Raw genomic sequence first — 12,077 nt, forward strand, 5'->3', positions numbered from 1 at the left:
GCTTAAAAAGGATTGTAGTTTGAAAAGGGTTCGGCAATTGCCACACCAAAATTTTTCAATCGGCATGTTGCAGCAAACTCGTCCTGGCGATTTACAAACAGGCACGGCTCACCTTCACACTCCAGCACCGAACATGGAACTTCGATGTCGCTTAACTCCTGGCTTAGTTTATACATCACCGACCATGCATTATCACCATCCGGGCTAAGCAATTTAAGCGCCACCAGGCTGTTGTCACCGCACGGTCCATTTTGCGGAATCGGTTCAACCTTCGAACCTGCGAAACCAGCAGACCAGCGATAGTTCTGCGGCAGTCGATGGACGATTGAGAGTTGTAATGAAGTCACTTATTTTCCCCGGAAGCACATTTACTTCACAATTTATTTACATCAATTTTAACATATCATCAACAATCCGTCTTTATACAGATCGTAAAGATTGATGCCTCGCCTGCGTGGCCTCTATGGCTCTGATTTAAGTAATATCTGCGGGCGTGGTCACGTTTGCGGGGCTATATGTACCCGTTTCTGCGATCTAACTCAACCTTTTTAACTACAATGATGTGACTTTTTACATAAATTGATTTTACATAAAATAAACATATATCGGGGGAATGATAGATTTGTGGTTGACATGCATCAACAAAGGAAGCCTTTTTAGCTTCCTCGTTGTGCAATAGATCACCGTTTTTTCGGCCGACTGGCGTACAGACAGAAGAGAATGGAGCTGGTTGCGCAGAATGCAATTGACCAAATCATCGGCCATGCAGAGTTAAAGGTCGCAAGAGAAAGCAATGCGCCAACAATTGCCCCTATGCCAAAACGGAAGGTTCCTGCCAGCGAAGATGCCGTTCCCGCCATATGGGGAAACTCATCAAGAATGACCGCCATCGCATTGGATGACACCATCGACACGCAGCCCACAAACGCCGCAACGCCAACCACCAGCGACCAGAATCCCAGCCCCAGTAGCGCACTGATGACCATCCACGCTGCCATAATAAACTGTATCCACAACCCCGAGCGGAACATATTTAACGCGCCAATGCGGCGAACGAAGCGGCTGTTAAAGATGGTCATCACGAACAGGAAAACAATGTTTAGTGCAAAGTAATAACCAAAGTTTTCCGGCGCGACGTGGTTAATTTCAATGTAGACAAACGGTCCGGCGCTTAAGAACGAGAACATCCCGGCAAAGCTGAAACCACTGGCCAGCATATAACTCAGGACACGCTTATGACGGAACAGCGCCGCAAAGTTACCAATAGTGGTACGAATGTGAAAAGGCTGGCGACGCTCCGGTGGTAAGGTTTCTTTGATCAGAAAGAAGATCATTGCCGAAGCCAGAATCGCCGCCACGGCGAGGATCCAGAAGATGTAATGCCAGCTCAGCCACACCAGCACCCAGCCGCCAACTATCGGTGCCATCAGCGGTGCAATGGTTGTCACCAGCATGACAAACGACATCATCCGCGAGAACTCTTCTTTCGGGTAGATATCACGCATCAAAGCGTTGATAACCACGCTGGCCGCAGCCGCCGCCAGCCCGTGGAAGAAACGCATCACAATCAGCTGATCGATGGTTTGTGCCAACGCACACGCCACCGCGGCGGCGGCAAACACCAGCGTACCGCCAAGAACCACCGGCTTACGCCCGAAGCTGTCTGCCATCGGCCCGTAGATTAACTGCCCCAACGCAAAGCCCAGAATATAAGTACTGAGGGTCATCTGCGTACTGCCCGCCGGTACGCCAAACTGCGCTGAAATTACCGGTAGCGCGGGCAGATACATATCAATCGACAGCGGCATCAACATGGCCAGCAGGCCAAGGATAAAAACAATAGCAAACGACGAATGCTGTCGGGTGGTCACAACGGGCTCCTGAAAGTCATTGAAAAGTTAGACGACGCTGGCAATTTCTTCTTCAGTTAACGGACGATATTCACCGGGGGCTAAATCAGCATCCAGCGTAATGCCGCCAATACGTTCACGATGCAGCTCAACCACATGGTTACCCACGGCGGCGAACATGCGTTTCACCTGATGATAACGCCCTTCGCTGATGGTCAGACGAACCTGCGTTGGGGTAATCACTTCCAGCACCGCCGGCTTAGTGAGATCTTTTTCGTTATGCAGCTGCACGCCTTTAGCAAATTGCTCTGCCGTATCGTCAGCTACGGGTGATTCCAGCGTCACCAGATAGGTCTTCTCGCAATGATGGCGCGGAGAAGTAATGCGGTGCGACCACTGACCATCATCAGTCATTAGCACCAGACCGGTGGTATCGATATCCAGCCGCCCTGCGGCGTGCAGTTTCCACGCCACTGGTTCATCAAGAAAATAGAGCACCGTTGGGTGATCAGGGTCGTCCGTGGAGCAAACATAGCCCTGAGGCTTATTGAGCATGAAGTAACGTGGACCGTGTTGCTGCGCCAGCGGGTTGCCATCGTAAGCGACATCATGTTCAGGAAGCAGTTTGAACGCTGCATTACGGACGATTTCGCCATCGACGGTGACACGATTGCCGCGGATTTCACGCCCGGCAATAGCACGGCTAACGCCGAGTTGCTGTGCGATAAATTTATCAAGTCGCATGTGTGTGATTTTGCCTGTAAAAACGGAGGTCGGGCATTGACCCGAAAATCTGAACTGTTGTCTGCCCAGTATAGCGGTCTAATAACTTCCCTCAAGGGAAAAAGATCCGTGGCATACTATTAGCAGAATAATCTACCTACGCGAGACCATGATTTTTACACTTCGCCCATATCAGCAAGAAGCCGTGGATGCCACGCTCAACCATTTTCGTCGTCATAAAACCCCTGCCGTTATCGTGCTGCCCACCGGTGCAGGTAAAAGCCTGGTGATAGCGGAACTTGCGCGGCTGGCTCGTGGTCGCGTGCTGGTGCTGGCACACGTTAAAGAACTGGTGGCGCAAAACCATGCAAAGTATCAGGCGCTGGGGCTGGAAGCCGATATTTTTGCCGCCGGGCTAAAGCGCAAAGAGAGCCACGGTAAAGTGGTATTTGGCAGCGTGCAATCAGTCGCCCGTAATCTTGATGCCTTTCAGGGTGAATTTTCGCTGTTGATTGTCGATGAATGCCACCGTATTGGTGACGATGAAGAGAGCCAGTATCAGCAAATCCTTACTCACCTGACAAAAGTGAATCCCCACTTACGCCTGCTGGGGCTGACCGCCACGCCTTTTCGATTGGGCAAAGGCTGGATCTACCAGTTCCATTATCACGGCATGGTACGCGGCGATGAGAAAGCCCTTTTCCGTGACTGCATTTATGAGCTGCCGCTGCGTTATATGATTAAACACGGCTATCTGACGCCGCCAGAACGACTGGATATGCCAGTAGTGCAATACGATTTCAGCCGCTTGCAGGCACAGAGTAACGGGCTGTTCAGCGAAGCCGATCTCAACCGTGAGCTGAAAAAACAACAACGTATTACCCCGCACATCATCAGCCAGATTATGGAGTTTGCTGCAACACGCAAAGGGGTGATGATTTTCGCCGCCACCGTTGAACACGCAAAAGAGATTGTGGGATTACTACCCGCCGAAGATGCTGCACTGATTACTGGCGACACCCCCGGCGCTGAGCGCGATGTGTTAATTGAAGATTTTAAAGCCCAGCGTTTTCGCTATCTGGTCAACGTCGCAGTACTGACCACCGGATTTGACGCCCCGCACGTCGATCTTATCGCCATTCTGCGCCCTACCGAATCAGTGAGTCTTTACCAACAAATTGTCGGGCGCGGTCTGCGTCTCGCTCCGGGCAAGACTGATTGTTTAATCCTTGATTATGCGGGTAATCCTCACGATCTCTACGCGCCGGAAGTTGGTACACCTAAAGGCAAAAGTGACAACGTCCCGGTACAGGTTTTCTGCCCTGCCTGTGGTTTTGCCAACACCTTTTGGGGGAAAACGACCGCCGACGGGACATTGATTGAACACTTTGGTCGTCGCTGCCAGGGATGGTTTGAAGATGACGACGGTCATCGCGAACAGTGTGACTTCCGTTTCCGTTTTAAAAATTGCCCGCAATGTAACGCGGAAAACGATATTGCCGCCCGCCGCTGCCGCGAATGTGACACCGTACTGGTTGATCCGGATGATATGTTAAAAGCGGCGCTACGACTGAAAGACGCGCTGGTATTACGCTGTAGCGGCATGTCTTTACAGCATGGGCACGACGAGAAAGGCGAATGGTTGAAAATCACCTATTACGATGAAGACGGCGCGGATGTGAGTGAGCGTTTCCGTCTGCAAACGCCCGCCCAGCGTACCGCCTTCGAGCAGCTTTTTATCCGCCCGCATACGCGCACACCGGGCATCCCTCTGCGCTGGATCACCGCCGCCGATATCCTCGCCCAGCAAGCCTTATTGCGACACCCGGATTTTGTCGTTGCCCGCATGAAAGGTCAGTACTGGCAAGTGCGTGAAAAAGTGTTCGATTACGAAGGTCGTTTTCGTCGGGCGCACGAATTACGCGGTTAATGGTAGTTTTGATTGATGTATAAGGCGATTGAGTATAGAATCTCGCCCGCTTTTGCATACGCAAAGCAGATCACTTACCTGTTGCTGGGTCGCCTGTAGCAGGATTAATTTAAGAGAGAAAGAAATGTTTACTATCAACGCAGAAGTACGTAAAGAGCAGGGTAAGGGTGCGAGCCGCCGCCTGCGTGCCGCTAACAAGTTCCCGGCAATCATCTACGGTGGCAAAGAAGCACCGCTGGCTATCGAGCTGGATCACGACAAAGTCATGAACATGCAAGCTAAAGCTGAATTCTACAGCGAAGTTCTGACCATCGTTGTTGACGGTAAAGAAATCAAAGTTAAAGCTCAGGACGTACAGCGTCACCCGTACAAACCGAAGCTGCAGCACATCGACTTCGTTCGCGCTTAATTGCTGAATAAGTTGTAAAAAACTCCGCTCCGGCGGGGTTTTTTGTATCTGCAGATTATGCCTGATTACGGTATTGCTATTTTTTGCAGGCCAGATAAGGCGTTCACGCCGCATCTGGCATTCAGAACACAAAGCCGATTAATTGCCGCCAGACGTCCGGCGCTGCAATTGGTCGCGCAAATTCGGCGGCGTGCCTTTAATGGTCAAGGTATCGGTTGCTGGATCCCAGAAGATGCGTTCACCTAACAGCATCGCATCAAAGTTAATAGTCAAGCCACCGCCGCTACCGGCAAACTTCGTCAACTGACGCAGTGTGCTACGGTCTGCCGGGAAGCTCTCTTCCAGTTCGTAGCCTTTTTCAGCCGCAAACTCCGTGAAGCTCACTTCGCTGACGCCTGCCAGCTCTTTCGACAGCGACTCCAGTTCGATCTCTTCGCCTGCCTGCAGCTGCTCATTACAGTAGCTATAAACCTGCTGGCGCACGTTCTGTCGCTCTGCTTTATCCAGTTGTGCTTCGGCAGTGAAATCATCAACCGCTTGCAACAGCCCACGGTTTTGCGCTTTCGCGTTTAAACCTTCGCTGGCCCCGAGGAAATCCATAAAGAAATCCGCCACTTTGCGCCCTACTCTCCCTTTCAGGAAAGTGAGATAGCGGGTGGACTCTGGATTGGTTTCCCATTCGGTTAAATCGATACGCGCAACAATATCCGCATGATTGATATCAAGATAATGGGTTGGGTTGATGTCGAGATTTTCGTTAACGCGCATACTGCTCAGGTTGCTCAGAACTGCCACCAGCAGATACTCCACCGCCAGATAACGGTAGTGGCAAAACAGCACGAATCCACCGTCAGCAAAAGGATATTTCGCTAATTCGTCACGCAGGCGACCGGTTGCCGCGCGGCTAAATGCCAGAAAGTCCTCTTCGCCCTGACGCTGTAAGCGCAGCGTCTGCGCCAGTTCACTCTCTTCGCTAAACAAGCCGTAAGCTTTATTTTTGGCGCTATAGACCCGATGCAGTTCTGCCACCATCTCAACGACGGTTTCTGTCGGTTCCAGCAATGAATCGCGCAACACCAGCTCAAGGTTCTGCTCATCACGCTTGATAAGCTGGTGCAGAGCAATCTGGTTGATATCCAGACTCATGATAAACTCTCCTTTAAGACCGGGCGGTATTCAACCACCGCCGGTTAAGCGACGCAATAAAAGATGGCGGTCATTTTACAGAAGGCGGCGTAACGAGAATGATTTAACGCATAAAAAAGCAGAAAAAAAACCGTTGCTACGGTAATATGTTGCCCTTTCATCAACTAACTGATTTCGATTTATGCCACAAATTTCCCGCTACAGTGATGAACAGGTTGAACAATTGCTCGCAGAGCTGCTCAACGTACTGGAAAAACATAAGGCTCCGACCGACCTTTCCCTGATGGTGTTAGGCAACATGGTCACTAACCTTATCAATACCAGCATTGCCCCGGCCCAACGCCAGGCAATTGCCAACTCTTTTGCCCGCGCCTTACAGTCCTCTATCAACGAAGACAAAGCGCACTAAGGGAAACAGATAACAGGTTATGGTAACTCATCGTCAGCGCTACCGTGAAAAAGTCTCCCAGATGGTCAGTTGGGGGCACTGGTTTGCACTGTTCAATATTCTGCTTTCGCTCGTCATTGGCAGCCGTTACCTGTTTATCGCCGACTGGCCGACCACGCTTGCTGGTCGCATTTATTCCTACGTAAGCATTATCGGCCATTTCAGCTTCCTGGTGTTCGCCGCCTACTTGCTGATCCTCTTCCCGCTGACCTTTATCGTCGGCTCCCAGAGGCTGATGAGGTTTTTGTCCGTCATTCTGGCAACGGCGGGAATGACGCTATTACTGATCGATAGCGAAGTCTTTACTCGTTTCCATCTCCATCTTAATCCCATCGTCTGGCAACTGGTTATCAACCCAGACGAAAATGAGATGGCGCGCGACTGGCAGCTGATGTTCATCAGCGTGCCGGTTATTTTATTGCTTGAACTGGTGTTTGCGACGTGGAGCTGGCAAAAGCTGCGCAGCCTGACGCGTCGTCGACGCTTCGCGCGCCCGCTGGCCGCATTCTTATTTATCGCCTTTATCGCCTCGCATGTGGTGTATATCTGGGCCGATGCCAACTTCTATCGCCCTATCACCATGCAGCGCGCTAACCTGCCGCTTTCGTACCCGATGACGGCGCGACGTTTTCTTGAGAAGCATGGCCTGCTTGATGCGCAGGAGTATCAACGCCGTCTTATTGAGCAAGGTAATCCAGACGCCGTTTCCGTTCAGTATCCGTTAAGCGAACTGCGCTATCGCGATATGGGCACCGGGCAGAATGTGCTGTTGATTACTGTCGATGGCCTGAACTACTCACGCTTCGAGAAGCAGATGCCTGCGCTGGCAGGTTTTGCTGAGCAAAATATTTCGTTCACGCGCCATATGAGCTCCGGCAACACTACAGACAACGGCATCTTTGGCCTGTTCTATGGCATCTCGCCAAGCTATATGGACGGCATTCTGTCGACCCGTACGCCTGCGGCATTAATTACTGCGCTTAATCAGCAAGGCTATCAGCTGGGGTTATTCTCATCAGATGGCTTTACCAGCCCGCTGTATCGCCAGGCATTGTTGTCAGATTTCTCGATGCCGAGCGTACGCACCCAATCCGACGAGCAGACCGCCACGCAGTGGATCAACTGGCTGGGACGCTACGCACAAGAAGATAACCGCTGGTTCTCGTGGGTCTCTTTCAATGGTACTAACATTGACGACAGCAATCAGCAGGCATTTGCACGGAAATATAGCCGGGCGGCAGGCAATGTCGATGACCAGATCAACCGCGTGCTCAATACACTGCGTGATTCTGGCAAACTGGACAATACGGTGGTGATTATCACTGCCGGTCGGGGTATTCCACTGAGCGAAGAGGAAGAAACCTTTGACTGGTCCCACGGTCATCTGCAGGTGCCATTAGTGATTCACTGGCCAGGCACGCCGGCGCAGCGTATTAATGCGCTGACTGATCATACCGATCTGATGACGACGCTGATGCAACGCCTGCTACATGTCAGCACACCTGCCAGCGAATATTCGCAAGGTCAGGATTTGTTCAACCCTCAACGCCGTCATTACTGGGTTACCGCAGCGGATAACGATACGCTGGCAATTACCACCCCGAAAAAGACGCTGGTGCTGAACAATAACGGTAAATACCGCACTTACAACTTACGTGGTGAAAGAGTGAAAGATGAAAAACCACAGTTAAGTTTGTTATTGCAAGTGCTGACAGACGAGAAGCGTTTTATCGCTAACTGATTAATTATAAATCAGTTAGCGAAATATCTTACTTGCAATCGGTGTGGAAAACGGTAGTATTAACAGCCACGAGTCGGCACGTAGCGCAGCCTGGTAGCGCACCGTCATGGGGTGTCGGGGGTCGGAGGTTCAAATCCTCTCGTGCCGACCAAAAATCCCAAAAAAAACCAACCGTAAAGGTTGGTTTTTTTATATCTGCATTTAATTCGATAAACAGACCGTGACACATCACGGCCTGTTTATTGTCTGTTATCAGAACGTCCAGACCACACCCGCCTGGGTATTCCACGGCGATTCTACCCCTGCGCCATTGCCATAGCTGACTGACAAATGACCGCTTAACGTCGGGGTAAACGATGACCTTATCCCAGCCTGATAAACGCCACGGGTTCCAGCCACATCATTATTAAATTTGCCATCGTCATTAACTTTCACCTGGTTAGAATCGGCGTATTCCTGACGCACGGCGGCTTTCAGCCAGGGTTCCAGCGTCGTACCGTTTTGCAGGTCCATGTGATAGCTTACCGCCGTTCCCGCTTCAGCGCGTAATATCCGGGTATTTCCCACGTCCGCGCGCATGCCGTTTGATAACGTGTAGTCCTGACCATCTGTGGTAAAGCCGGTAAAGGCCAGATAGGGTCTAACACTCCACAATCCGTCAACCCAACGGAACCCGCTCTCGACATGAGCACCCGCGCCGTTACTATTGTAATCGCCAAACGCTGTTGCCCCATTACTCATCTTGCCATGGATGGTGTTGGCAAAACGGTCAACTTTCACCACCCCATCAACATAGGCACCGTTCTGATGCTCCCAACCGGCATAAGCCCCCAGGGTATAGCTATCGATATTACCTTTTCCGCCGCGATCAAAACCAATATCAGAATGAGAGTAACCAAAGAACAAGCCGCGAATTGTACTGCTTTCTTCACGGGAGAAACGGCTATCGATACCGAGCGTCAGGCCCGTCAATGTTTGCTCAAAACCAGCTCCCGCATCAGTGGTCACGTTGTTGCGAGTGTTAATTGCCGAACTCCACATCGCCGTATCGTAACTAACGCCTTTTACGCTACCAAGACGCTCACGCACGGTGTCCAGTTCTGCATCAAATACCAGCGGTTGTGCGGCCGCCATATTCAGCACATCAGTGGTTGAAGGGGTAATTTGCGCGCGATTCTCTGCCAAACTCCAGCTATGGTTGCCATTATCCAGCAAGGTATATTCATACGTACCGATATCAACAACGCCTCCGGCATTGCCCAACGTAAATGCAGCATCACCGCCGCCCGTTGTTACCAGTGTAAGGCTATCTCCTGCTGCCGGGCTGGCACCGGTGTCCGTCACGAATATTTTGAAATCACCTGTTGCCTGACCGGTGACGTTGAGCTGATCGCTCTGATGATTAGCCATATCGGTACGCATATAAAAATTGCCGTTTCCCGACAGGGTATTGGTGGTCAACGTAATGAAATTTTCCGCACTTGCCGTCACTGATGAACGAGTCACTGGCTCATCCATCATAATCACATTTGCGTCAGACATCGCAAGGTTGGCTAAGTTGAGGAGGGTGTTTTGGTTCGTCGTAGTGATATCGGCAATGATGGTCCATACGCTATTTTCGAGCGAAACGTCCGCTTTGCTGGTATCCACGGCACCATGCGTTCTAAAAGAAGCGCCCTCAGAAACCACTACCTTACCCACCAACATTGCGGGTGCATAATTTATTTGCGGCTTCATGACCTCAAGAATGCCATCATTCCCTCTGACTGACACGTTAACCATTGTGCCAGCCCAGACATTAGCGCGGCCATTGTTGATAACCATATTTTCAGAGATGGCTTTAGAGGAATACGTTATACTTCCATTCTGATCTGATCGACCGAGATCATATACCGCATTTGCCTGCACTCTCGTCCCAGTATCCTTTCCCAGCGATTGCATAGTGGCATGCTCATCGAGGATAGTGTCAATGGCCTGCGTGTCCTCCATAACAATAAGCCCGGAACCATCATCCAGTTCATAATTTTTTGACACACCATCTTTTATACTAAATTGGCCTTTACTGTTTGTACCACTCACTTCCAGCGCATTCGTTGAGACAATTAATTTTCCGCCTGCTTTTTTATCAACGCCAGTTGCAGTCCCGCCATCCATAACCTCCAGTAAGCCGCCACTATCTACAGTAGTATTATAAGCGAAGTCATTTTCTTCAACTCGCAAACTTCCGCCGTTTTCCAACAGCATATTGTTAGCAATACCATTCTTGATTTCGAACTGACCGAGACGGTTTGTTCCGAATACCTCCATGACCCGCGTGCTTGCTTTAATAGCACCGCCTGCTTTCTGATCTACCGCAAATGCTAATCCCCCGTCTTTAACCTCCAGTAATCCTCCCTTTTCGATAGCGGCAAAGACGGCAATCCCATCTTTTTCAACAATTAAGCGCCCGCCTTTAATCGTGGGATCATTCGCCGCGCCATAAACCTGTAGCACACCATTATTGAGCGTAGTCTGGTTTGCCGCGCCACCCATTTGAACAATTTGATAACCATCATTTAATACTGAGTATTCTGCGGTGCCATTCATTTCAATGTACTGATACCCGCCGTTAATTTCAGTATTACTACTTATACCAAATTCTTTAATATGCTGTTCTCCGCCAGAATTGATTTTCGTATTATTGGCGGTCCCATAAACCAGCTGGATATCTTTTTCCAGGACAACACCATCAACTGTCTCACCATACTCAACTGTTGATGCCAATGCTATGGGTGAATATAACGCTGTAGCCACCAGAACAGATATTGCGGAACGACAAAGAGAAACAGAACCAGATTGATGCATTGAGCTTTCATCCTATGAAATTAATTGCTGTTAAAAGCATTGGGTAGAGAAAATACCCATAGCTCCATACCCGGAGTCAGTTTTTAAAAACTGTTTAAAGAAATGCACAAGTATTGTGATTGATTTTTTAGTTGTTTTTCTTGATGAGAAGCTGATGCAAAATTCCGTCTTTATAATGAAAATGATGCCAAAGCGAACGACAAGGTTGTAGTTTTCGCTACATGTCCATACATAAAATGGGGTAACATTCACGCGCCTGGTAGCGTTACCAACGCTACGCTCAAACATAATGATTCTAATAAAACCTCAGGAGACTACTATGCCTGAAGCAACGCCTTTTCAGGTGATGATTGTGGATGATCATCCACTTATGCGACGCGGTGTTCGTCAGTTACTGGAGCTTGATCCTGGCTTTGAAGTGGTCGCCGAAGCGGGCGACGGCGCGAGTGCTATCGATCTGGCGAATAGACTGGATATCGACGTGATCTTGCTGGATCTCAATATGAAAGGTATGAGTGGCCTGGATACCCTCAATGCCTTGCGCAGGGATGGCGTTACCGCGCAAATTATTATCCTGACCGTATCAGATGCCTCCAGCGATGTCTTTGCGCTGATAGACGCAGGCGCAGACGGTTATCTGTTGAAAGACAGCGACCCGGAAGTGTTGCTGGAAGCGATTCGTGCCGGAGCGAAAGGCAGCAAAGTCTTTAGCGAACGCGTCAATCAGTACTTACATGAACGTGAAATGTTTGGCGCGGAAGAAGATCCCTTCAGCGTGCTGACGGAGCGCGAGCTGGATGTTCTGCACGAGCTGGCACAGGGGCTGTCAAATAAACAGATTGCCTCGGTGTTGAATATTTCAGAGCAGACAGTAAAAGTACATATTCGCAATCTGCTGCGCAAACTCAATGTCCGCTCACGCGTGGCAGCCACCATTCTGTTCCTGCAACAACGCGGGGCACAATAAAAATAGCCCGATGGCATGA

10 protein-coding genes and 1 tRNA gene are annotated in these 12,077 nt (G+C 50.1%); 6 read left to right on the forward strand and 5 right to left on the reverse strand.

What is annotated here, in order from left to right:
• Positions 1 to 2 precede the first annotated feature (2 nt).
• The 3 genes from OQV04_RS05415 to rsuA form a co-directional block, all read right to left on the reverse strand.
• On the reverse strand, positions 3 to 347 hold the full coding sequence (locus OQV04_RS05415) for a YejG family protein (protein WP_032281228.1): 345 nt from the start codon (positions 345 to 347) through the stop codon (positions 3 to 5).
• A 333-nt stretch (positions 348 to 680) separates the two neighbouring features.
• Positions 681 to 1,871 carry a multidrug efflux MFS transporter Bcr gene (bcr, locus tag OQV04_RS05420; RefSeq protein WP_000213385.1) on the reverse strand — a complete coding sequence of 397 codons (1,191 nt, stop codon included), beginning with the start codon at positions 1,869 to 1,871 and terminating at the stop codon, positions 681 to 683.
• A gap of 27 nt (positions 1,872 to 1,898) precedes the next feature.
• A complete protein-coding gene (gene rsuA, locus OQV04_RS05425; RefSeq protein WP_001234850.1) occupies positions 1,899 to 2,594 on the reverse strand; it encodes a 16S rRNA pseudouridine(516) synthase RsuA in 696 nt (231 codons plus the stop codon).
• Positions 2,595 to 2,742: 148 nt separating this feature from the next.
• Here rsuA and OQV04_RS05430 point away from each other — a divergent pair, with 148 nt between their 5' ends.
• Both OQV04_RS05430 and rplY read left to right on the forward strand, forming a co-directional pair.
• Positions 2,743 to 4,503, forward strand: coding sequence for a DEAD/DEAH box helicase (locus OQV04_RS05430; RefSeq protein WP_000578056.1), 1,761 nt, complete (start codon positions 2,743 to 2,745; stop codon positions 4,501 to 4,503).
• Between the two features lie 124 nt (positions 4,504 to 4,627).
• Positions 4,628 to 4,912, forward strand: a complete 285-nt coding sequence (rplY, locus tag OQV04_RS05435; RefSeq protein ID WP_000494183.1) for a 50S ribosomal protein L25 — start codon at positions 4,628 to 4,630, stop codon at positions 4,910 to 4,912.
• Positions 4,913 to 5,050: 138 nt separating this feature from the next.
• On the opposite strand, the gene yejK is transcribed toward rplY, so the two are convergent.
• Positions 5,051 to 6,058, reverse strand: coding sequence for a nucleoid-associated protein YejK (yejK, locus tag OQV04_RS05440; protein WP_000050789.1), 1,008 nt, complete (start codon positions 6,056 to 6,058; stop codon positions 5,051 to 5,053).
• A 181-nt stretch (positions 6,059 to 6,239) separates the two neighbouring features.
• Here yejK and OQV04_RS05445 point away from each other — a divergent pair, with 181 nt between their 5' ends.
• The 3 genes from OQV04_RS05445 to OQV04_RS05455 all read left to right on the forward strand — a co-directional run bounded on the left by OQV04_RS05445 (position 6,240) and on the right by OQV04_RS05455 (position 8,398).
• A complete protein-coding gene (locus tag OQV04_RS05445; protein WP_001135667.1) occupies positions 6,240 to 6,467 on the forward strand; it encodes a YejL family protein in 228 nt (75 codons plus the stop codon).
• Between the two features lie 19 nt (positions 6,468 to 6,486).
• Positions 6,487 to 8,247, forward strand: a complete 1,761-nt coding sequence (gene yejM / locus OQV04_RS05450; protein WP_032281229.1) for an LPS biosynthesis-modulating metalloenzyme YejM — start codon at positions 6,487 to 6,489, stop codon at positions 8,245 to 8,247.
• Positions 8,248 to 8,321: 74 nt separating this feature from the next.
• Positions 8,322 to 8,398: transfer RNA gene (locus OQV04_RS05455), tRNA-Pro, on the forward strand.
• A gap of 101 nt (positions 8,399 to 8,499) precedes the next feature.
• Here the strand turns inward: OQV04_RS05455 and yejO are convergent.
• Positions 8,500 to 11,091 (reverse strand): autotransporter YejO, encoded by a 2,592-nt coding sequence (gene yejO, locus OQV04_RS05460; RefSeq protein WP_050438650.1) that lies wholly within the window; start codon positions 11,089 to 11,091, stop codon positions 8,500 to 8,502.
• A gap of 319 nt (positions 11,092 to 11,410) precedes the next feature.
• Here yejO and narP point away from each other — a divergent pair, with 319 nt between their 5' ends.
• Positions 11,411 to 12,058, forward strand: a complete 648-nt coding sequence (gene narP / locus OQV04_RS05465) for a nitrate/nitrite response regulator protein NarP (protein ID WP_001301754.1) — start codon at positions 11,411 to 11,413, stop codon at positions 12,056 to 12,058.
• The last annotated feature ends 19 nt before the right edge of the window (positions 12,059 to 12,077 follow it).

It is taken from the genome of Escherichia sp. Lx600-2, from assembly GCF_036662595.1.
Taxonomy (GTDB): domain Bacteria; phylum Pseudomonadota; class Gammaproteobacteria; order Enterobacterales; family Enterobacteriaceae; genus Escherichia; species Escherichia coli.